The following is a 21,409-nucleotide window of genomic DNA, read 5'->3' as shown; positions in this document are numbered from 1 at the left end:
GACGTAATGGGGAACGCGGAACCGCGAGTGCGGAGCGCGAGTGGCAGCGCGACGCCTTGGGGTTGGGCGACGTGCGCGGTGAAATCGGCGATTTGGACATCTCGAAAATCCTGCTAAAGTTATCTACGCGATCCTGCGTAGCTCAGTTGGCAGAGCATCCGACTGTTAATCGGACGGTCACTGGTTCAAGTCCAGTCGCAGGAGCCCAAAACCCCCACCCCGGCATAGCCGCGGTGGGGGTTCTCGCGTATTTGAGCGGGTTGGAGCGCCACGCGCGAGACGGGATGCGGTTCGTCGAATCGGGCGACAACGTGGAAGAATATCCACCATGGCTGTTCGTGACATTCGCGTGATCCCCGACCCCGTCCTGCGCACAAAGTGCGAGGAAATTACCACCATTGACGACTCGGTGCGGTCATTGGTGCAGGACCTGCTTGACACCGTCGATGACGACGGCCGTGCGGGCCTGGCGGCGAACCAGATTGGCGTGTCGCTACGAGCCTTTTCGTGGAACATCGAGGACGAGATCGGATACGTACTGAACCCCAGAATCGTCGATCTTTCTGAGGACGAGTACCAAGATGGCTATGAGGGCTGTCTTTCAGTACCGGGACTGTGGTTCCCGACCCGCAGGGCCTGGTACGCCAAGGTCGAGGGCATTGACCTTGATGGCAACAAGGTGACTGTCGAGGGCACCGAACTCATGGCGCGCGCGTTGCAACACGAATGCGACCACTTGGATGGGCTGTTGTATCTAGACCGTTTGGACCGAGCCGTGCGCAAGAAGGCAATGAAGGTCATCCGCGAGCAACTCTGAGTTCCTCTCGGCGCGGGCCGCCCACCGACACGGCACGGCTTGCCCACCGACGGCGCGGGCCGCCCACCGACACGGCGCGGCTTGCCCACCGACGGCGCGGGCCGCCCACCGACACGGCGCGGCTTGCCCACCGACGGCGCGGGCCGCCCACCGACACGGCGCGGGCCGCCTTCAAAATGGGTGAGGGGGTGCGCGCTGCGCACCCCCTCACCCATTCGTGCAGGAAAACGGATTCCTGCTACGCGGACGTCACAACCAGTGCGACGTTGTGCCCGCCGAATCCGAAGGAGTTGTTGATCGCCGCGGTGTCGGTCTGCGGTAATGCGCGCGGCGTGTCACGAACCAGATCGAGGGTCAGTTCCGGGTCGGGGTTGGCGACATTGATTGTCGGCGGAGCCTGGCGGTCGTGCAGGGCAAGCACCGTGAAAACTGTCTCCAGCGCGCCGGCGCCCCCCAACAGGTGCCCGGTCATTGACTTGGTGGCGGAAAGCGCGACGTGGTCGGCGTCGTCGCCCAAGACGGCGCGGATCGAGCGGGCCTCAATGAGGTCGCCGACCTTAGTTGACGTTGCGTGCGCATTGACGTGTGATACATCCTTTGCGCTCACACCGGCGTCCTGTAGGGCCGCCGACATGGCGCGGATCTGCCCGGTGCCCTCGGGGTCGGGCGAGGTGATGTGGTAACCGTCCGAGGTGAGGCCGACACCGGCAACCTTGGCGTAGACCTTGGCGCCGCGTTGTGCGGCGTGCGAAGCGGATTCCAGGACGACGATCGCGGCTCCCTCGCCGATCACGAAGCCATCGCGATCGATGTCGTAGGGGCGCGACGCTCCCGCCGGGTCATCGTTGCGGGTCGATAGGGTGCGTGAAGCCGCGAATGCGGATATCGGCAGCGGGTGGATGGTCGCCTCGGTCCCGCCGGCAACAACTATGTCCGCGCGACCGGACCGGATCATATCGACCGCATAGCCGATGGCCTCTGCGCCCGATGCGCACGCCGACACGAGCGCATGGGCGCCGGCCTGGGCCCCAAACTCGAGCGAGATGTACGCGGTTGCGGAGTTCGGCATGAGCATGGGAACGGTCATCGGAAGCACGCGACGCGCACCGCGTTCGCGCAGGGTGTCCCAGCCGTTCAGGGTCGTCCAGATCCCGCCGATGCCGCTCGACACAACGGTTCCCAGGCGGGTCTTGTCTACCTCGGGCGCGCCTGCATCCGCCCACGCCTCGCGGGCCGCGACCAGGGCATACTGCGCGGATGGGTCCATGCGCTTCGTCTCGGGGACGGTAAGGACCTCGGACGGCTGCACGGCGATGGTGGCAGCGAAGTTGACTGGTATGCCGTATTTGTCGGCCCAATCGTTGTCCATCGTGCGGGCACCGGGGGTGCCCGCCAACACGGCTTTCCAGGTCGATGCGATATCGCCGCCGAGGGGAGTGGTCGCACCCAGGCCGGTGACAACAACGTCGGGACGTTCCATGGTGATCTCCTGCTGCAGTGGGGGTGAGCGGTGCTGACCGCGCACAAGTGTGGTGGTAACGAAACGGGGCCGGCCGCCGGTCGGCGTACCGGCCCCGTCGCGATCAGGCCTGGGCGCCGGTGATGAACGAAACGGCGTCGCCGACGGTCGCGAGGTTCTTCACCTCGTCGTCGGGGATGGTGACGCTGAACTTGTCCTCGGCCTGGGCGACGATGGTCATCATCGACAGCGAGTCGATGTCCAGGTCGTCGGTGAACGACTTGCCGAGCTCGACGTCGTCAGCATCGATGCCGGTCTCCTCGACGATGATCTCGGTCAGGCCAGCAAGAACTTCGTTTTCGGACAGTGCCATGGGTTTCTCCTTGGATTGTGGAAGGTGACTTCAGTGATAGAGCCGTGCACGTCAGGGCAGTACGACAACCTGCGCGCCATAGGCAAGTCCGGCGCCGAACCCGATCTGAAGGGCTAGGTCGCCGGAGGCGACCAGTCCCTCGCGATACAGTCGCTCGGTTGCCAGTGGAATTGACGCGGCAGAGGTGTTCCCTGTCTCGGCAATATCCCGCCCGATGGCGATGCCATCGGGAAGTTTGAGCTGCTTGGCCATCTGATCGATGATCCGCATGTTCGCCTGGTGCGGAATGAACGCCTTGATGTCGTTCGGGGTCAGGCCCGCCGCCTCGATCGCGCGCTGCGCGACCTTGGCCATTTGGAAGCTGGCCCATTTGAATACGGCCGGCCCCTCTTGGCGCAGGGTCGGCCATTGACCATCGGCGACGGCGTCGCGCCACCCTTGTGTTTGGTATATCAGGTCGGCTCGCCCGCCGTCCGCCCCCCAGACCGTTGGCCCAATGCCGGGGAAGTCGGATGCGCCGATGACGGCCGCTCCCGCGCCGTCCCCCAAAAGGAAGGAGATGGACCGATCCGTCGGATCGATGAAGTCGGACATCTTTTCGGCACCGATGACAAGTACCTTGTGGGCGACTCCCGACCGCACCAGCGCGTCGGCCTGCGCGATCCCGTAGGTGTAGCCGGCACACGCGGCGGAAATGTCGTACGCTGCGGCGGGCGTGGCGCCGATCCTATCGGCGATCTGGGTGGCGGCGGCAGGCGTTTGGCGGAAGTAGGTCACGGTCGAAACGATGACGGTGTCCAACTCATCTGCTTGGACGCCCGCGTGCTCCAGGGCGGCGCGTGCGGCACCTTCGGAAAGGTCCAACACGTCTTCATCGGATCCGGCCCGTACGCGCGAGATTATCCCGGTGCGTTGCCGGATCCATTCGTCGGAAGAGTCGATCGGACCGATAATGTCCGCGTTGGGCACGACGTTGCCACCGCGGACCCCGCCGATGCCCAGAATGCGTGAATACTGTGTCGTGGGCGCCTGCTTGAGGGCTGTCACTGAGCTTCTCCGATTTCTGCCGATGCCACCTCATTGATGAGTGACACTGCCTTGTCGATGTCGTCGGGCGATTTGATTGCGACCGCCGGCACACCCTTGAGGCTGCGGCGAGCCAGACCCGTCAGCACCCCACCGGGCAACAACTCGACGATACCCGAAACGCCTGTGGCCAGGAGCGCGTCTTGGCACAGATCCCACCGCACCGGCGACGCGACCTGGTTGATGAGTCTTTCCAGAACCTGCGCACCGGTGGTGTCCGCGTGCAGCACGGCGCCATCCGCGTTCGATAGCAGCGGGACGCGCGGTGGCGCAACCGGCCAGTCGGCGGCGGCGGCGCGGAACTCGTCCCTTGCTTGTTCCATATAGGAGGTGTGAAAGGCCCCGGCCACGGCGAGCGGGATCACGCGCGCTTTCGCTGGGGGATTAGCGACGAGTTCCGCCAGCGCCGTTAGGGACCCGGCCGCGACGATCTGTCCGCCGCCGTTCATATTCGCTGGCGTCAGGCCCAGCTCGCGTAACCGGGCCAGCACCGCTTCTCGGTCTCCGCCTAGCACCGCGCTCATTCCGGAGGGCGCGGCGGCCGCAGCCCGGGCCATGGCCGTGGCCCGCTTGCCGACTAACGCCACCGCCGAGGCGGCAGTGAAAACCCCAGCTAATGCCGCCGCCGCGAATTCTCCAACAGAATGACCGCCGGTCGCGCCGATGCTTGCCGGCGTGACGCCGCGCGAAGAAAGGACGTGCGCCGCGATGAGGGAGGACGCCACGATCAGCGGTTGGGCGATTGCGGTGTCCTTGATCGTATCCGCGTCCGAGCTGGTGCCGTGCGCGCGCAGATCGATCTGGGCCGCGTCGCTGAACTGGTCGACCAGCTCCGCAATGCCGGGGATTTCGAGCCACGGGGTCAGCATTCCGGGCGTTTGCGACCCCTGTCCGGGGCTAAGTAGGGCTAGCACTAAACAAGCGTGCCCCATTGGGGGGCGGTTTTCACGTTTACGACCCGCACAAGTCTTACGATTTCGATTGTGGGTTTCCTACAAAAGTCGTCTCGGTGGCCGTCAGTTCGCCTATCGCGAGGGCGATGTGCAGGACAAAGGACTCCCGCGGCTCCAAAGGATCCCATCCGGTGATCTCCGATATCTTTCGCAACCGATACCGCACCGTATTGGGGTGAATGTATAGATCGCGCGCCGCCGCTTCTAGGGAACGGCCCGTGCCGAGGTACGCCCGCAGTGTCTCTAGCACGGTGCCACCGGCCCTTGCCAGCGGGGCGTAGGCGGACGCAATCAGCGTCGCACGCGCCAGCTGATCGCCGATCAAGACCCGCTCTGGGAGCAGGTCATCGGCCAGAACGGGCCGCGGGGCGTGCGACCACGCGCCGACCGCATCCATGCCTCGCAGCGCCGCGGTCGCGGAATTGCATGCACTTGCCAGGTCCGCGGCCGCGGGTCCGATCACGATGGGGCCCGAACCGAGCTTGGGAACCAACTGGTTGGCCGCGGCGACCAGGTCTCCCTCGCCCCCCAGAACGATCACCGCACGCGAACCCTGCATAGAAACCAGGGCATCGCGGGCGGAACGACGCGCCGCCCGGCGCAGGTCCGCCACCTTGATGTCATCGAGTGCGTCGTTACCCCCGGCAACCACGACCAACACCTTGCCCTGCCCCGTCCAGCCGAGCGCCGCTGCTCGCGATTGCACCGACTCGTTGGTGTCGCCGCGCACGATCGCGTCGACCACCAGGGCCTCCAGGCGGGCATCCCAGGCCCCGCGCGCCTCAGCCGTGCGGGCGTACACCTCCGCCGCCGAGAACGCCACCTCGCGCGAGTACCTCAGCACGGCTTCGCGCAGGTCGCGCTCCGTGCCCGGCTGCGCTATCTGATCGGCGTGAGCTTCGACAACTTCGACGATCGATCGGACAATGTGCAGGGTGTGCTGAAGCGAAATCGAGCGTGTCAGTTCCGGCGGCGCGGCGGCGAACATCTCTCCGACGGCGCTGGGGGGTTGCGATGGGTCGTTGTACCAGGTCACAAACGCGTTGATGCCGCTTTGGGCGACTAGCCCCACGTAGGAGCGATCCACGGAACTGAGCGACCTGTACCAGGGCAGATCCTGTTCGAGCCGGCGCATGGCAACCGTGGTCAGCGGACCGATGGCATCGCGGAGCCGTTGCAGGTTTTCCGGGGTCCCGGTGGTCTGCTTGGGCGGCGGCGCCTCGACCTGTTGCGCGCGGCCGGGAGCGCGGGGGGCGGTTCGCGACATGGGCACGAGCATACGCCGAAGTTGTTCATTACGTACAAATAGGGTGGGGGCGGATCGATATCGATCCGCCCCCACCCTACGTTCGGAGGTTCACCCGGTTGTTCCTCGCGGACCCGAGGTCAGGCGTCGCCCCCCGAGTTTCCGGAAGTGCCCGCCAAGACGTTGTGCAGGTCGTACTTGGCGATCGCCGCGCGGTGCGCGCCGGGGTCGATCTCGCCGCGGCGGCCCAGCTCCTGGAGTACCTTGACGACGACCGAAGGGCCGTCGATCTTGAAGTGGCGGCGGGCGGCGGGGCGGGTGTCGGAGAACCCGAACCCGTCGGCGCCTAGCACCGCGTAGTCGCCGGGAATCCACTTGCGAACCTGGTCGGGGACCAGGTGGTCGTAGTCGGAGGTCGCGACGAATGGACCAGCAGCGCCACGTAGCTTCGCGGTGAGGTATGGCTCCCTTAGCGGACCGTCGGGCTCTCCGAACGCCGCGCTCTCGGCCTCAAGCGCATCGCGGCGAAGCTCGTTCCAACTGGTCACGGACCACACGTCGGCCTGCACGCCCCAGTCCTGGGCGAGCAACTGCGCGGCTTCGAGGGCCCACGGCACCCCGACCCCGGACGCGAGCAATTGCGCGCGGGGACCCTCGCCGCTCGCTGTCGAGATCTTGTGGATTCCCTTGAGGATCCCCTCGACATCCACGTCCTGCGGCTCCGCCGGCTGCACGATGGGCTCGTTGTAGACGGTGAGGTAGTACATGACGTTCGGGTCGCGGGGGTCGCCTTCGCCGTACATGCGCTGCAAACCATCGCGCACGATGTGTCGAATCTCGTACGTGTACGCGGGGTCGTATTGGACGACGGCCGTGTTGGTTCCCGCGATCAGGGGCGAGTGCCCGTCCGCGTGTTGCAGGCCTTCACCGGTGAGCGTTGTGCGACCCGCGGTCGCTCCGATCAGGAATCCGCGGGCCATTTGATCGCCTGCGGCCCAGAACTGATCGGCCGTGCGCTGGAACCCGAACATCGAGTAGAAGATGTAGAACGGAATGAGCGGTTCGCCGTGGGTCGCGTAGGACGTGGCAACGGCTTGGAAGGCGGCAGCGGATCCCGCTTCATTGATGCCGGTGTGCATGATCTGCCCCGCGTCGGACTCCTTGTAGCTCAGCATCAATTCACGGTCAACCGCCATGTAGTTTTGCCCCTGCGTGTTGAAGATCTTTGCGCTGGGGAAGATGGCATCGAGGCCGAATGTGCGGGCCTCGTCCGGAATGATCGGAACTATGCGCTTACCAAACTCCTTGTCCTTGATCAGGTCCTTGAACAACCTGACCAGACCCATCGTTGTGGCGACTTCTTGCGTGCCCGATCCCTTCTTCAAAAGCTCGTAGTGCTTCTCGTCCGGGAGGTTGATGTGCGTGTACTTGCTGCGGCGCTCGGGGACAAAGCCGCCCAACGAGCGGCGGCGGTCCAGGAGGTACTCGATTTCGGGAGTCTTGGGCCCGGGGTTGAAGTACGGCGCCTCGTAGGGGTTGTCCCCGATCTGCGCGTCCGTCAGTGGGATGTGGAGCGAATCGCGCAGCAGCTTGAGGTCGTCGGTCTTGAGCTTCTTCATCTGGTGCGTGGCATTGCGGCCCGCGAAGCTCGGCCCGAGCGAGTATCCCTTGATGGTGTGCGCCAAAATGACGGTCGGCTGGCCGGTGTGTTGGGACGCGGCCTTGTACGCCGCGTAGATCTTGCGGTAGTCGTGCCCGCCGCGCTTGAGCGCCCAAATCTCGTCGTCGGTCATGTTCGCAACCAACTGCTTGGTGCGCGGATCGCGCCCGAAGAAGTGCTCGCGAATAAACGCGCCGTTCTCCGCGCGGTAGGTCTGGAAATCACCGTCGGGGGTCACGTTCATGAGGTTGACCAGCGCGCGGTCCTTATCGGCGTTGAGCAAGACGTCCCACTCGCGACCCCAAATAACCTTGATGACGTTCCAGCCGGCACCGCGGAACTGGGCCTCCAGTTCCTGAATGATCTTGCCATTACCGCGAACGGGACCGTCCAGGCGCTGCAGGTTGCAGTTCACGACGAAGGTCAGATTGTCCAGACCCTGCTGCGCGGCCAGCTGCAACGCGCCGCGGGATTCGGGCTCGTCCATTTCCCCGTCACCCAGGAACGCCCACACGCGCTGCTGAGAAGTGTCCTTGATTCCGCGGTTGTGCAGGTACTTGTTCGTCCAGGCTTGGTAAATCGCCGAGGCCGGGCCAAGACCCATCGAGACCGTCGGGAACTCCCAGAAGTCCGGCATCAGGCGCGGGTGCGGGTAGCTGGGAAGGCCGCCACCGGGGTGCGATAGCTCCTGGCGGAACCCATCGAGCTGGTGCTCGGACAGCCGTCCTTCGAGCAGCGCGCGCGCGTACTGTCCCGGAGCCGAGTGACCCTGGAAGTAGACCTGGTCGCCACCGCTGGGGTGGTCCTTGCCCTTGAAGAAGTGGTTCAGCCCCACTTCGTACAACGTCGCAACCGACGCATACGAAGAAATGTGCCCGCCCACCCCGACACCGGGCTTCTGGGCGCGCGTAACCATGACTGCTGCGTTCCACCGGATCCACCCGCGGTACCGGCGTTCCACGGCCTCGTCGCCGGGGAAGTACGGCTCGTCATGGACGCCGATCGTGTTGACGTACGGCGTGTTCACCGAAGTCGGAATCGCGACATTGCGCTCGCGGGCGCGGCGCAGCAGGCTCAGCAAAATGTACCGCGCGCGAGGACCGCCCTTTTCGGCAATAAGACCATCTAGCGATTCGAGCCATTCGCCCGTCTCCGCAGGGTCATAGTCGGGAACCTGGCTCAGCAGTCCGTTGATGAGCGGTCCAGTCTCTTCAAGAGAAACCACGTAGCAACCTCGATGTCTGTCAGAGTCCGCGCTGATACGCAGACATTATTAGCGGTCTGGTCGGATTGAACCGGTCATGAGGGCCGCGCAACCGGGTGTGGCCACACTAAGGCGCCATTGGCTGAGCGAGGGTCAAGCGTTACGGCGCTTCGATCCGACGTAGCGCCTATTCTTGCGCGCAAAGCGGTCCAAAGTCACATGCGCGCGGAAAATAGGTCCGTGATTTAGGCTACATTCTGATTACCGACCTGATGCAGCACCGGCCCGCAGTGTTACAAGGCCGAAGCAAACGGATAACATGCAGTGAGGAATCGGTGTAATAGCCTTTACATCGAAAGTAAAAGAATCTGGGCGGTATCGCCCTCACCGGAAGGAACAGCGCAGTCGTGGCTTCAGGCACCAACTCGCTCGACGTCACCACGTTCGGGTTTGCACCGGGTCAACTAGTCCAAGAATTTGGATGGGACGAGGACACCGATAACGAACTTCGCGCGGCCCTTGAGGAGCTGTCGGGCAGCGAGCTGCTCGATGAAGACTACGACTCGGTAGTCGATGGAGTGATCGTCTGGTATCGCGACGGGGACGAGGACCTGACGGACTTCCTGGTGGACGTGCAGACGCTGTTGCGCGAGGGGGGGCTGATTTGGGTGCTGACGCCGAAGGCGGGCCGCGCCGGACACGTCTCGCAGGGTGACATCGTGGAGGCGGCCGCAACCGCCGGGCTGCATGCTACGACTACGTTCCCCGCGTGCCCGCAGTGGAGCGGGACAAAGCTTGCCGCGCGCGGCCGCAGCCGCCTCCAGTAGCCCCGCGCCGCTGGTACCGCCCGGTCACCGGCGTCGCAGGACCGTAAGAACCTCGGTGTGTCCCGTGTGGGGGAACATATCGAAGATCTCTACCGATTCAGGCTGATAGCAGCCCAGGGCCTCAATGTCGCGCGCAAGGCTCACCGGATTACAACTCGAGTAAACAACGGCGGGGATTTTTGCAGCGCGCAGCGCATGCGCAAGTTCGTCACCGATCCCGCGACGCGGCGGGTTGACGATAACGACCTCTGGACCGGCACCCGCCTTGAGCGCGCTGATCGCCCGCTCCGGCGCATCCCCGGCCATGAACGTGACATCCTGGAGGCCGGCTTGGGCCGCGCTCAGGCGCGCGCATTCAATCGCCGACTCGGAAATCTCGATACCGACAACGGAGCGTCCGGGGCGCGCCGCATGAAGAGCAAACCCGCCGACACCGCAATACAGATCCCACAAGGCCTTGGGCGCGATGGCGTCGACGATCTGGCTCACGCGAAGGTAGAGCGCCTGGGCCATGGAGGTGTTTGTCTGAAAGAAGCTTTGCGGCCGCAGATACAGGGTGATGCCCCCGAGCTGCATGGGAAGCTCGCGGCGCCGGGTGAGATAGATCTCGCGATCGCCCTCCGTTGCGGCCTTATGCTGCGGCAAAACGTTCATGGTCACCACACGGGAGCTCGGCACTCGTTCTTGAAATTGCGGCAGGAACTTGCGAACCCGCGTCAGTGATTCGGTTGAGCGCACAACGAAACGGACCAAAAGGTCGCCCGCGGGCGAGGTCGTGACCAGCACGAATTTCAGTTCCCCGCGCCCCGTTTGCAGGTCGTACGGGGTCAATCGCGCAAGCGTGATGAACCACTTGATGTGGGCAAACGCCTCGTGGATGTGGGGTGGGTAGAGCGGGCAATGGCTCAAATCGGTGGAATCGCCGTGCAGCGTCGTTAGTCCCAAAGTCGGCTCATCGAGGGTTCCCCCGACCGCCATCTTTGCTTTATTGCGGAAATTCCACTCAGCGCTGGTGTGGGCCTCGATCCGCGACGCAGGGAAAGCTGGGATGAGCGATGCGACCTGCTCAATCTTGCGGCGCACCTGCGCGGGGTAGGGAATGTCCATCCATTGGCACGAATGGCACCGCCCGGCCGCGTAGTAGTCGCACTGCATCCGCCTATCGTACGAGTCCATTGCGTAGAATTGTGCGAGTGAATGACACCATCGGCGTCCTGGCCTTGCAGGGCGATTTTAGGGAACACCTGCAAGCGCTGCGCGCGATCGGGGCGGATGCTATGGCCGTGCGGACCGCGGCGGAGCTGGGTAGGTGCCAGGCCCTCGTCCTGCCGGGCGGCGAATCGACGACCATAGATAAGCTGGCGCGCGCCTTCGGGGTGCGCGACCTGATCCGCGAACGGATCGCGGCGGGGATGCCCGTCTACGGATCGTGCGCGGGAATGATACTGCTCGCCGACCGGATCGAGGGCGGAACCAGCGACCAGGAAACGTTCGGGGGACTGGACATCGTGGTCCGCCGCAATGCGTTCGGCCGCCAGGTCGATTCCTTCGAGGAAGACATCGACATTGCCGGAATCGAGGGGCCGCCCGTGCGCGCCGTTTTCATTCGCGCCCCGGCGGTTTTGGAGGTCGGGCAGGGCGTCGATGTGATCGGTCGCACTGCGGCCGGTGCGGCGGGCGATAGAATCGTAGCGGTGCGTAGCGGGAACCTTTTGGCCACGTCCTTCCATCCGGAGGTCACGGGGGATCGCCGGATCCACGAACTTTTCGTCAAAATTGCACGTAAGGAGCTATAGAGCGCATGTCAGGTCACTCCAAATGGGCCACCACCAAGCACAAGAAGGCGGCGATCGACGCCAAGCGCGGAAAACTATTCGCGAAGCTCATCAAGAACATCGAGGTCGCCGCGCGCACCGGCGGCGGTGATCCCGCGGGGAACCCGACGCTTTACGACGCTATCCAAAAGGCGAAGAAGAGCTCGGTCCCCAACAACAACATCGACAATGCCGTCAAGCGGGGTGCGGGTTTGGTCGCCGGTGGGGCCGACTACCAAACGATCATGTACGAGGGCTACGGAAACGGCGGCATTGCCGTCTTGGTCGAGTGCCTCACCGACAACCGGAACCGTGCGGCCGCGGAGGTGCGCACCGCATTTAGCCGCAACGGCGGGCAGATGGCGGACCCGGGGTCGGTGTCCTACCTGTTCACGCGCAAGGGTGTCGTGATCGTTCCGGTTTCCGAGGGCGTGACCGAGGACGCAGTATTCGAGGCCGCGCTGGATGCCGGCGCCGAGGAAATCAACGACCTGGGCGACGCCCTGGAGGTTATTTCCGAGGCCACCGATCTGGTGCCGGTGCGAGCCGCGCTGCAGGAAGCCGGCATTGATTACGATTCCGCAGAGGTGCAGTTCGTTCCCGCGACCCAGATCGAGGTCGACGCGGAGGGAGCCCGCAAGATTCTGCGCCTGATTGAGGCGCTCGAGGATAGCGACGACGTGCAAAACGTATTCGCTAACTTCGATGCATCCGACGAGGTCATGGCCGAGCTCGAGGAGGACTGATCGGCTGCGCGGCCGTGCGGGACCTGGGAACTCGGCGATGAGGGTGCTTGGCGTCGATCCCGGCCTGACCCGTTGCGGCGTCGCCGTCGTGGAGGGACGCGCGGGACGGCGGGCCGACCTCGTTGCCGCTGGGGTGATAAGGACGAGTCCCGCCTCCCCGCTTGACGATCGCCTGTTCACCATCGCCGAGGGGTTGGAGCGCTGGTTCGACCAGTACGTTCCGGACGTTTTGGCTGTTGAACGAGTGTTTGCGCAACACAACGTTTCCACCGTCATTCCCACGGCCCAGGTCGCGGGTTTGGCGCTGGTCGCCGCCCGCCGCCGGCGGGTTCCCGTCGCGCAGCATACGCCGAGCGAGGTCAAGGCGGCGGTGACCGGGAGCGGCACCGCCGCCAAGCAGCAGGTTCAGTTCATGGTTGCGCGGATCCTGCGGTTGGAGGCCGCCCCCAAACCCGCCGACGCGGCCGACGCCGCGGCCCTTGCTATATGCCACTTGTGGCGACCGGCCGGGCTGCTGGAGGGTGCTGACACGCTGCCGCTGACCGCCGCGCAGCGTGCGTGGGCCGCAGCCGAGCAGGCAGCGCGGCGCAAGTAGGTCGCGGGCGGCTGGTATCCTCGGACCGGTAGAACATATGTACGCTTACGGAGGGTTGGCGAATGATCGCATCACTGACCGGGACGGTTCAGGCCGCGCGGCTCGACAGTGCAGTCATTGAGTGCAATGGCGTGGGCTACCTGGTCTATGCAACCCCCGCTACCTTGAGCCAATGGCCGGTCGGCCAGTCGGTGACCGCCCACACCTCGCTCGTGGTCCGCGAGGACTCCATGACGCTTTTCGGGTTCGCGGACAGCGATGAGCGAGCAACGTTCGAAAGGCTGCAAACCGTGTCCGGGGTTGGGCCGCGCCTAGCTCTCGGGATGCTGGCGGTGTTGACGCCCGACGCCATTCGCGCCGCCGTGGATCAAGAGAACCTGACGGCGCTGCAGCGCGTGCCCGGGATCGGCAAGAAGAGTGCGCAGCGCCTGGTGCTGGAACTGGCGGGCAAACTCGGCCCATCCGACGGCGCGGTGGCCCCCGTGGCCGCGATCGCGGGTGCGGCGCACGGCGTTGCCGACGCGGTCGTCGATGCGCTTGTGGGCCTGGGATGGTCCGTGAAGCTGGCGGAGGATGCGGTCGCGGCGGTTGCCGCCGAGAACCCGGCAGGCTCAACCGCGGACCTGCTGCGCGCGGGCCTGAAGTACTTGGGTGGTGCGCATGACTGAGTCGTGGTCCGGAAGCGAAAGCGCCGATGACGCGGAGCACGCGGATCGCATCGTCTCGGCCAATTCTGATGACATAGAACGTGCCGCCGAGGCGGCGCTGCGCCCGCGGCGCCTCGAGGAATTCGTAGGGCAGCCCGTCGTGCGCGATCAGCTTTCGCTGGTCCTGCACGCCGCGATGAACCGTGGCGCCACCCCCGATCACGTGCTGCTTTCCGGCCCGCCCGGCCTGGGGAAAACGACCCTGGCCATGATTATCGCCGCCGAACTCGGCACGTCGCTGCGGGTGACATCGGGACCGGCGATTCAGCACGCGGGGGATCTGGCCGCTGTCCTGTCGTCCCTCACCGAGGGCGAGGTGCTTTTCATCGATGAGATTCATCGCCTGGCCCGGCCCGCCGAGGAACTGCTCTATGTGGCCATGGAGGACTTTCGGGTCGACATCGTGGTAGGCAAGGGCGCCGGGGCCAGCGCGATTCCCTTGAGCCTTCCGCGGTTCACGGCCGTGGGTGCGACAACGCGCGCAGGGCTGCTGCCCGCGCCGCTGCGGGATCGATTCGGCTTCACCGGGCACCTGGAGTTTTACGACGCCCAGGACCTGGAGCGCGTAATCCTGCGTTCGGCGCGTTTGCTGAACATCACCATCGATCAGGATGCTGCGGCGGAGATCGCGTCCCGCTCGCGCGGCACGCCCCGGATCGCAAACCGCCTCCTGCGGCGGGTGCGAGACTGGGCCGACGTGCGCGGCAGCGGGCACATGGATTTGGCGGCGGCGCGGGCGGCCCTTGCTGTCTATGAGGTGGATGAGCTGGGGCTGGACCGGCTGGACCGGGCCGTGCTGCACGCGCTGTGCACGCGGTTTCGCGGGGGACCGGTCGGATTGAGCACGCTCGCCGTGTCGGTGGGGGAGGAGCCGGAGACCGTCGAGACGGTCGCTGAACCGTTCCTGGTTCGCGAGGGACTCATGGCGCGCTCACCCCGGGGGCGGGTGGCGACGGCAGCCACCTGGCAGCATCTTGGCCTGGTGCCGCCAGCCGACGGCGCGACCCTGTTCTCGTAGTGGCATCCGGGATTTGCCGCCCGTGAATTTTCGATCATTGGCGCAAGGGCATAGACTTCTTTATTGTCCTGTGTTCGACGATCGGAAACCACATGTCGCAATTCAAGCTTGACCCCATGATCATCGTCCTGTTCCTGCTGATAATCGGCATGGTCTGGATGATGACGAAGCAGCGCAAATCACAGCGCGAGGCACAGAATTTCGTTGATTCTTTGGAGCCTGGGCAAGAGGTTATGACGCTCGCGGGCTATGTGGGAACGATAGTGTCGATCGACGACCACTACATCGTTCTTGAGTCGGTGCCGGGTGGTGCGCAAACCAAATGGGTTAAGGCCGCGATCCGTAAGCCAGGCGCTGGGGTCCCCGGAGTTCCGCAGCAGGCCGCGACCGAAACCGCGGCCGATGTCGAAATCCCCGACAACGTAGCCAAGCTCATCGGCGAGGACACCTCCATCGTCGATAAGCACACCGACACCACCGAACACAACAAGCGCGAGAACGACAAGTAGAATCGCTACGACGCCGCCGTGATGGCCGTGGCGTCAGTGCCGCACTTCGCTGTTGAATGCGGTCGCGGTCCCAATTAGAGAAGAGAAACGACGTTGGCTTCCACCAACCACACAAAGCACCACCCGGTGCGCAAATTGGTTTCACTGCTGGTACTTGTGCTTGTCGTTGCAGGCATCTTGGCGACGGGGTACCTTGCCAAGGGACAGAGCCTGGCCCCCGGCCTGGCGATCGACCTTGCAGGTGGCCGGCAGTTCATCTTGACGCCGAAGACGACGACCGGGGCGGCGGTAACCCAGTCCGACCTGGACCAGGCAATCGCGATCATCCGCCAGCGCATCGACGCATCTGGTGTATCCGAGGCCGAGATCACGAGCCAGGGTGGGACAAACATCGTCGTCGCGTTGCCGGGCGAGCCCAGCGACGAGACCCGCGACCTAGTTACCAAGTCGGCGCTGATGCGATTCCGTCCGGTATTGACGATCGCAGATCCCGGTGTGACCACCACGACCAAGGCGGAAGATAGCGCCACCGCCGATGGGACTGCGGACGACACCGATCAGACGGCGACCGACGATCAGACGGCGACCGAAGATGGGACCGCAACGGACTCGGGTGCGTCCTCCGATTCCGGATCGGACGATGCAAAGACCGACGATAAGGCGGCCGGGGTCGCCGAGCAGGCGGCGATCGAGCCGGCATCCTTCACCACGGGCGTGAAGACGGCAGGCGACACGGCCGGAGACGACGCGACTTCTGACACGTCCAACGGGACCGACTCCGCGGTGACCGACGACACCGTTCCCGCCGACGGCGCGACCACGGATGACTCCACCACGTCCGATGACTCGACGACGTCGGATGATTCCACGACGACCGCCGATGAGGGCGCGTCGGCGCTTCCTGCGGACGATGATCCGATCTGGCAGACCTTCGCCGACCTGGACTGCACCCAGGCCGCATCCTTGCAGGGAACCAACGACGACGACCCGGATGAGCCCTTCGCGACGTGTGCGTCTGACGGTACGGCGAAGTACCTGCTGGGCCCGGTCGAGATCCAAGGATCTGACATCGCGACGGCATCATCGAGCCTCGAAACCACCGACAGCGGTCAGACGCTGAACTCGTGGCAGGTCAACATGACCTTCACGAGCGAGGGCGGCACCTTGTTCGCCGAGGTAACGAAGCGCATCGCCGGACTGGATTCACCTCGCAACCAATTTGCGATGGTGCTGGATGGCCTCGTTATTTCCGCGCCGTCCGTCGAATCGAAGTTCTCTTCCAGCGGCATCACCGGTGGTCAGGCCGTCATTACCGGTTCTTCTGCCGATCCATTCACGCGGCAGTCCGCAACCACGTTGGCGAACCAGCTGAAGTTCGGCGCCTTGCCACTCACCTTCGAGATTCAATCGGATCAGCAGATTTCCGCGACGCTCGGTTCGGAGCAGCTCGAAAAGGGTCTGATCGCGGGCGCTATCGGAATGCTGCTGGTTCTCATTTATGCGTTGTTCCAGTACCGCGTTCTGGGCCTTGTTGTCATGGCATCCTTGGCGGTGGCCGCCGTTCTTGCCTATCTCACGGTGACGCTTCTTTCGTGGCCTTCGGTGCTCGGAATGCGTCTATCGCTCGCTGCGATCGCCGGTTTGATCGTTTCCATCGGTATAACGGCTGACTCGTTCGTTGTTTACTTCGAGCGCATCAAGGACGAGCTGCGCGACGGCCGTCCGCTGGATGCGGCGCTGGACACGGGATGGGACCGCGCCAAGCGAACGATTCTTGCGTCGGACGCGGTCAACTTCGCGGCTGCCATCGTGCTCTACCAACTGGCGGTCGGCGGCGTGAAGGGCTTCGCGTTCATGCTCGGCCTGACCACGCTCATCGACGTGATCTTGATCTTCTGGTTCACCCACCCGCTCATGGTTCTTCTGGCGAAGCGGCCGTTCTTCTACGAGGGACACCCGTGGTCCGGACTCGATCCGCGCAAGTTGGGTGTCGAGATGGTGCAATACCGCGGACGCGGGAAGTTTGGGAAGCCCAAGTCGATCGCGGACACGAAGGACCCGGAACACGCGGCGAACGCCGACGCTGACGCCGACGCGGCCGTTGCGCCCGTAAGTCGGTCGGCCAGCCCCAAGGGCGAGCGCATGACCATTGCGGAGCGCCGCGCGCTCGCGCAAAAGCAGGCCGAGGCGACGGTTGCGACTGCTGAAACAGACGATAAGGATTCGACCGGCTCGGACGATTCTTCTGAGAATGGAGAAAAGTGATGGCGATCAAGCAAAACTTCGCGGGCTGGTCGAATGCCCTCTACACGGGCACTCGTTCCTACGACATTATCGGCAAGCGCAAGCGCACCTACATCGCTTCGGGCGCGGCCGTGGTGCTGTGCATCTTGCTGATCGTCCTGCGCGGTGGGTTCAACCTCGGCATCGATTTCAAGGGCGGCGTTGAGTTCACCATTTCGGGAGTATCGTCGACCGCTCAGGATCCGGCGATCACCGCAGTGCAGTCTGTGGTGCCCGACGAGGCACCCCGGGTTGCCACGGTCGGAAACCAAGCTGTGCGCGTCCAAACCGCGACCATCAGCGAGACGGAGCAGACCGAGGTCCAAAAGGCGCTGGCGAAGGCCTACAACGTCGACACCGCTGAGGTGTCGAAGTCGTTCATCGGCCCGACCTGGGGTAGCGATGTTTCGAAGAAGGCGCTCCAGGGCATGGTCGGCTTCATGGTCCTGGTTGCTGCCGTCATGGTCGTGTACTTCCGCAGCTGGCGCCTTGCCGCGTCGGCGATCATCTCGCTGGTTCACGATCTGGTCATAACCGCTGGTGTGTATGCCCTAGTCGGGTGGGAAGTCACCCCGGCGACGGTCATCGGATTCCTGACGATCGCCGCGTACTCGGTCTACGACAAGGTGGTTGTCTTCGACAAGATCCGTGAGAACACCGATGACCTCTTTGACCAGACGAAATCGACGTACGCGGAGCGCGCGAACCTGGCAGTAAACCAGACGCTTGTGCGGTCGATCAACACCTCAGTCCTGGGCCTACTGCCCGTCAGCTCGATCTTGTTCATCGGCGCGTTCATACTCGGAGCCGGCACACTCCGTGACCTTGCTCTCGCGCTATTTGTCGGTATGGCCGTTGGCGCCTATTCTTCGATCTTCCTGGCGCCGCCCATTGACGTGACGCTGCGGCGAAACGACAAGCGTGTCGGGGCGCACACCGAACGGGTCGTCGAACTGCGGCAACGCATCGAGGAGGGCGGAGACGCCACCGTTGATGAGCTGGTAGAGGTGGGCGGCAAGAAGCTCATTCCAGGTCATCACCTGGGCAGCGCGGCGCAGCCGAAGCGGCGCAAGCGCTAATGGAACACGGGGAGCATCCCACCAGGCTCGAAGAGCTTCGGGAGCGGATCGGGCAGTTGGTCAGATCCGTTCCCGACTTCCCGCAGCCAGGGATAGTGTTCCGTGATCTATCGGGAGTCTTTGCCGACGCCGATGGGTTGCAGGACATGGCGAGCGCCATCATCGCTGAGGTCCCCAGTGAGGTTGAGCTGATCGCCGGCCTGGACGCCAGGGGCTTCATCGTCGGGGCAACGGTGGCGGCCCGACTCGGCGTCGGTTTCGTGCCGGTGCGCAAGGCGGGGAAACTGCCGCCACCAACTCGATCGCAAACCTACGACTTGGAGTACGGCACGGCCACATTCGAGGTGCGGGACAACGCGGTCAAGGCCGGCCAGCGCGTTCTGATCGTTGATGACCTACTCGCGACCGGCGGAACGGCTCGCGCCGCGGGCTCGCTGCTCAGGCAATGCGGCGCGCAGCTACTCGGATACTCTTTCCTGGTCGAACTGACCGGATTGGCCGGTCGGGAATCTCTGGTCGACGATCCGGATGCGGGCGGGGTGCCCGTGCACAGTGTCTTGACGCTGCCAGCGTAAGATATCTGCACCGGACTAGAACGCATCGCCGGAGGAGCTAGCTATTTGCGCTGGAGGGACACATGAGCAGTGACGATCGGACCCCCACCGAGCAGGTTGGCTCTGTCTCACAGCAAACCAGCGGGATACGGCAGCGCCTGGTACGTTTCGGAACTAAGGGCGCAGCGGCTCCGGAAATCGAACCGCTGTTGCGGGCGTTGCGTGAGCACCACCCCAAGGAAGAGACCGCGCTGGTCGAGCGCGCCTACGCGGTTGCCGAGCGGGCGCACCGCGGGCAGTACCGCAAGAGCGGCGACCCGTACATCACGCACCCCGTAGCCGTTGCGACCATTCTCGCAGAGCTAGGCATGACCGGTACAACGCTCGCGGCCGCACTCCTGCACGACACTGTCGAGGATACGGATTACACGCTCGACCAGTTGACCGATGACTTTGGCCCCGAGATCGCAATGATGGTCGATGGGGTGACAAAGCTCGATAAGGTGACCTACGGGTCCGCGGCGCAGGCAGAAACCGTCAGAAAGATGGTTGTGGCCATGGCGCGCGACATCCGGGTGTTGGTGATCAAACTCGCTGACCGGTTGCACAACGCGCGCACCTGGAAGTTCGTGCCGGCTGCCTCCGCCGAAGCGAAGGCGAACGAAACGTTGCAGATCTACGCGCCGCTCGCACACCGACTCGGTATGAACACCGTCAAATGGGAGCTCGAGGATCTGGCCTTCGCAACCCTCTACCCGAAGATCTACGCGGAGATCGTGAACCTGATTACCGAACGGGCCCCGGCGCGGGAGGAATACCTGGCGCTGGTACGCGGCCAAATCGGGGAGAGCCTGCGCGCTGCCAAGATCAAGGCCACAGTCACGGGTCGCCCGAAGCACTACTACTCCGTGTACCAAAAGATGATCGTTCGCGGGCACGAATTCAGCGAAATATATGACTTGGTCGGGACGCGAGTTTTGGTCGAAAGCGTGCGTGACTGCTACGCGGTCCTTGGCATCCTGCATGAGCGGTGGAAGCCCGTGCCCGGGCGGTTTAAGGACTACATCGCGATGCCGAAGTTCAATATGTATCAGTCGCTGCATACGACGGTCATCGGTCCCAATAACAAGCCGGTAGAAATCCAGATTCGCACGTACGACATGCACCGGCGCGCCGAATACGGCGTGGCGGCGCACTGGAAATACAAGGCGGATGGACGCGGCGAGAAGACGGCGTCCGTCGGCAGCACTGGTGACATGACGTGGTTGCGGCAGCTCGTCGACTGGCAAAAGGAGACCGCCGATCCGACGGAGTTCTTGGATTCACTTCGGTTCGAGATATCGGGATCCGAGGTGTATGTCTTCACCCCCCGGGGCGAAGTGATTGCGCTGCCGCAGGGCTCGACCCCGGTGGATTTTGCCTACTCGGTGCACACCGAGGTCGGTCACCGGACGATGGGCGCGCGAGTCAACGGCAAGCTTGTGCCCCTCGATTCGACGCTGGAAAATGGTGACACGGTCGACATCCTGACGTCGAAGGCACAAACTGCGGGACCCAGCCGCGATTGGCTGGCTTTCGTCAAGAGCCCGCGCGCGCGTAACAAGATCAGGCAATGGTTCTCGAAGGAACGGCGTGAGGAAGCGATTGAGCAGGGAAAGGAAGCCATCGCCAAGGCGATGCGCAAGCAGAACCTGCCAATCCAGCGGCTCTTGTCGCACGAATCCTTGGTGGCGCTTGCCAATGAGCTGCGGTATGCGGATGTTTCGTCGCTGTACGCGGCGGTCGGCGATGGCCTGATCTCGTCTGCGAATGTGGTTCACCGCCTGGTCCAGTCTATCGGCGGCACCACCAGCGCTGAAGAGGACATCGCGGAGGTTACACGCCCGGGAGCCCGGGAACGCCGGGGCAACCGCCGCGGTGATCCCGGCGTCATCGTCAAGGGAGTCGGCGACGTGTGGGTGAAGCTCGCGCGGTGCTGTACGCCTGTGCCCGGGGACCAGATCGTTGGTTTCATTACGCGCGGTAGTGGGGTCAGCATCCACCGCGCCGACTGCGCCAACGTAGATGGTTTGCGAAACCAGCCCGAACGTCTCGTTGAGGTTGCTTGGTCCGATGAGGGTGGGTCATCCTTCCTAGTTCAAATCCAGGTCGAGGCGCTTGACCGCGCGCGGCTCCTGTCGGACGTCACCCGCGTGCTTTCCGATCATCACGTCGATATCCTGTCGGCGACCGTTACAACATCATCTGATCGGGTGGCGATTTCGCGGTTCGTATTCGAAATGGCCGAGCCGGGGCACCTGAAGACGGTCCTGGCTGCTGTCAGGAAGATCGATGGCGTCTTTGACGTGTATCGAATAACCGGCTCGCGGGCCTCGGATCATGCCCCGCACTTGCTGACGTAAGAAGCGACCGATCACATCGCGCAATGACAAAGCCACCGATGATCCCGACCGGTAGCTTCCGCAGTGCCGTGCCGCCT

At 64.0% G+C, this 21,409-nt stretch carries 19 protein-coding genes and 1 tRNA gene; 13 read left to right on the top strand and 7 right to left on the bottom strand.

Features of this window, described 5'->3' with window-relative positions; genetic code table 11:
• Positions 1–131 precede the first annotated feature (131 nt).
• Both FB389_RS02750 and def read left to right on the top strand, forming a co-directional pair.
• Positions 132–204 (top strand) — tRNA-Asn (locus tag FB389_RS02750).
• A gap of 124 nt (positions 205–328) precedes the next feature.
• Positions 329–817, top strand: a complete 489-nt coding sequence (def, locus tag FB389_RS02745; protein WP_142111252.1) for a peptide deformylase — start codon at positions 329–331, stop codon at positions 815–817.
• A 238-nt stretch (positions 818–1,055) separates the two neighbouring features.
• Here the strand turns inward: def and fabF are convergent, their stop codons facing one another.
• The 6 genes from fabF to aceE all read right to left on the bottom strand — a co-directional run bounded on the left by fabF (position 1,056) and on the right by aceE (position 8,819).
• On the bottom strand, positions 1,056–2,297 hold the full coding sequence (gene fabF / locus FB389_RS02740) for a beta-ketoacyl-ACP synthase II (RefSeq protein ID WP_142111251.1): 1,242 nt from the start codon (positions 2,295–2,297) through the stop codon (positions 1,056–1,058).
• A 103-nt stretch (positions 2,298–2,400) separates the two neighbouring features.
• Entirely contained in the window at positions 2,401–2,649 is a 249-nt protein-coding gene (locus tag FB389_RS02735) for an acyl carrier protein (RefSeq protein ID WP_142111250.1), read from the bottom strand.
• 51 nt (positions 2,650–2,700) lie between these two features.
• Positions 2,701–3,696: a beta-ketoacyl-ACP synthase III gene (locus tag FB389_RS02730; protein ID WP_142111249.1), complete on the bottom strand. Its 996-nt coding sequence runs from the start codon at positions 3,694–3,696 to the stop codon at positions 2,701–2,703.
• Positions 3,693–4,649, bottom strand: a complete 957-nt coding sequence (locus tag FB389_RS02725) for an ACP S-malonyltransferase (protein WP_142111248.1) — start codon at positions 4,647–4,649, stop codon at positions 3,693–3,695. Before FB389_RS02725 ends, FB389_RS02730 begins: the two co-directional genes overlap by 4 nt.
• 55 nt (positions 4,650–4,704) lie before the next feature.
• Positions 4,705–5,955: a PucR family transcriptional regulator gene (locus FB389_RS02720; RefSeq protein WP_142111247.1), complete on the bottom strand. Its 1,251-nt coding sequence runs from the start codon at positions 5,953–5,955 to the stop codon at positions 4,705–4,707.
• Positions 5,956–6,074: 119 nt separating this feature from the next.
• Positions 6,075–8,819, bottom strand: a complete 2,745-nt coding sequence (gene aceE / locus FB389_RS02715; RefSeq protein WP_142111246.1) for a pyruvate dehydrogenase (acetyl-transferring), homodimeric type — start codon at positions 8,817–8,819, stop codon at positions 6,075–6,077.
• A 386-nt stretch (positions 8,820–9,205) separates the two neighbouring features.
• Between aceE and FB389_RS02710 the strand changes: the two genes are divergently transcribed.
• Entirely contained in the window at positions 9,206–9,625 is a 420-nt protein-coding gene (locus FB389_RS02710; RefSeq protein ID WP_142111245.1) for a DUF3052 domain-containing protein, read from the top strand.
• A 24-nt stretch (positions 9,626–9,649) separates the two neighbouring features.
• Here the strand turns inward: FB389_RS02710 and rlmD are convergent, their stop codons facing one another.
• Positions 9,650–10,801, bottom strand: a complete 1,152-nt coding sequence (rlmD, locus tag FB389_RS02705) for a 23S rRNA (uracil(1939)-C(5))-methyltransferase RlmD (protein WP_246043484.1) — start codon at positions 10,799–10,801, stop codon at positions 9,650–9,652.
• A gap of 17 nt (positions 10,802–10,818) precedes the next feature.
• Between rlmD and pdxT the strand changes: the two genes are divergently transcribed.
• The 10 genes from pdxT to FB389_RS02655 all read left to right on the top strand — a co-directional run bounded on the left by pdxT (position 10,819) and on the right by FB389_RS02655 (position 21,332).
• On the top strand, positions 10,819–11,421 hold the full coding sequence (gene pdxT / locus FB389_RS02700) for a pyridoxal 5'-phosphate synthase glutaminase subunit PdxT (protein ID WP_246043483.1): 603 nt from the start codon (positions 10,819–10,821) through the stop codon (positions 11,419–11,421).
• Between the two features lie 5 nt (positions 11,422–11,426).
• The gene (locus FB389_RS02695; RefSeq protein ID WP_142111242.1) at positions 11,427–12,185 is read left to right on the top strand and encodes a YebC/PmpR family DNA-binding transcriptional regulator; all 759 of its coding nucleotides are present in this window, start codon (positions 11,427–11,429) and stop codon (positions 12,183–12,185) included.
• 37 nt (positions 12,186–12,222) lie between these two features.
• A complete protein-coding gene (gene ruvC / locus FB389_RS02690) occupies positions 12,223–12,780 on the top strand; it encodes a crossover junction endodeoxyribonuclease RuvC (RefSeq protein ID WP_142111241.1) in 558 nt (185 codons plus the stop codon).
• 62 nt (positions 12,781–12,842) lie between these two features.
• Entirely contained in the window at positions 12,843–13,448 is a 606-nt protein-coding gene (ruvA, locus tag FB389_RS02685) for a Holliday junction branch migration protein RuvA (RefSeq protein WP_142111240.1), read from the top strand.
• On the top strand, positions 13,441–14,505 hold the full coding sequence (gene ruvB / locus FB389_RS02680; protein ID WP_142111239.1) for a Holliday junction branch migration DNA helicase RuvB: 1,065 nt from the start codon (positions 13,441–13,443) through the stop codon (positions 14,503–14,505). Before ruvA ends, ruvB begins: the two co-directional genes overlap by 8 nt.
• Positions 14,506–14,597: 92 nt before the next feature.
• A complete protein-coding gene (gene yajC, locus FB389_RS02675) occupies positions 14,598–15,014 on the top strand; it encodes a preprotein translocase subunit YajC (protein ID WP_142111238.1) in 417 nt (138 codons plus the stop codon).
• Positions 15,015–15,107: 93 nt separating this feature from the next.
• Positions 15,108–17,279 (top strand): protein translocase subunit SecD, encoded by a 2,172-nt coding sequence (gene secD, locus FB389_RS02670; protein ID WP_211344935.1) that lies wholly within the window; start codon positions 15,108–15,110, stop codon positions 17,277–17,279.
• A complete protein-coding gene (gene secF / locus FB389_RS02665; RefSeq protein WP_142111237.1) occupies positions 17,279–18,376 on the top strand; it encodes a protein translocase subunit SecF in 1,098 nt (365 codons plus the stop codon). Before secD ends, secF begins: the two co-directional genes overlap by 1 nt.
• On the top strand, positions 18,376–18,951 hold the full coding sequence (locus FB389_RS02660; RefSeq protein ID WP_142111236.1) for an adenine phosphoribosyltransferase: 576 nt from the start codon (positions 18,376–18,378) through the stop codon (positions 18,949–18,951). Before secF ends, FB389_RS02660 begins: the two co-directional genes overlap by 1 nt.
• A 62-nt stretch (positions 18,952–19,013) precedes the next feature.
• Entirely contained in the window at positions 19,014–21,332 is a 2,319-nt protein-coding gene (locus tag FB389_RS02655) for a RelA/SpoT family protein (RefSeq protein WP_142111235.1), read from the top strand.
• The last annotated feature ends 77 nt before the right edge of the window (positions 21,333–21,409 follow it).

This window comes from Rarobacter incanus, assembly GCF_006715765.1.
Classification (GTDB): domain Bacteria; phylum Actinomycetota; class Actinomycetes; order Actinomycetales; family Cellulomonadaceae; genus Rarobacter; species Rarobacter incanus.
Note: the sequence above shows the minus strand (reverse complement) of the source record. Positions and strands in the feature narration are given on the sequence as shown.

Bases quoted from the DNA above. Each gene is read 5' to 3' on its own strand.
- fabF (WP_142111251.1), bottom strand. From the start codon at position 2,297: ATGGAACGTCCCGACGTTGTTGTCACCGGCCTGGGTGCGACCACTCCC.
- FB389_RS02660 (WP_142111236.1), top strand. From the start codon at position 18,376: ATGGAACACGGGGAGCATCCCACCAGGCTCGAAGAGCTTCGGGAGCGG.
- FB389_RS02655 (WP_142111235.1), top strand. From the start codon at position 19,014: ATGAGCAGTGACGATCGGACCCCCACCGAGCAGGTTGGCTCTGTCTCA.
- FB389_RS02735 (WP_142111250.1), bottom strand. From the start codon at position 2,649: ATGGCACTGTCCGAAAACGAAGTTCTTGCTGGCCTGACCGAGATCATC.
- ruvC (WP_142111241.1), top strand. From the start codon at position 12,223: ATGAGGGTGCTTGGCGTCGATCCCGGCCTGACCCGTTGCGGCGTCGCC.
- ruvB (WP_142111239.1), top strand. From the start codon at position 13,441: ATGACTGAGTCGTGGTCCGGAAGCGAAAGCGCCGATGACGCGGAGCAC.
- FB389_RS02720 (WP_142111247.1), bottom strand. From the start codon at position 5,955: ATGTCGCGAACCGCCCCCCGCGCTCCCGGCCGCGCGCAACAGGTCGAG.
- yajC (WP_142111238.1), top strand. From the start codon at position 14,598: ATGTCGCAATTCAAGCTTGACCCCATGATCATCGTCCTGTTCCTGCTG.
- rlmD (WP_246043484.1), bottom strand. From the start codon at position 10,801: ATGGACTCGTACGATAGGCGGATGCAGTGCGACTACTACGCGGCCGGG.
- secF (WP_142111237.1), top strand. From the start codon at position 17,279: ATGGCGATCAAGCAAAACTTCGCGGGCTGGTCGAATGCCCTCTACACG.
- FB389_RS02695 (WP_142111242.1), top strand. From the start codon at position 11,427: ATGTCAGGTCACTCCAAATGGGCCACCACCAAGCACAAGAAGGCGGCG.
- def (WP_142111252.1), top strand. From the start codon at position 329: ATGGCTGTTCGTGACATTCGCGTGATCCCCGACCCCGTCCTGCGCACA.
- ruvA (WP_142111240.1), top strand. From the start codon at position 12,843: ATGATCGCATCACTGACCGGGACGGTTCAGGCCGCGCGGCTCGACAGT.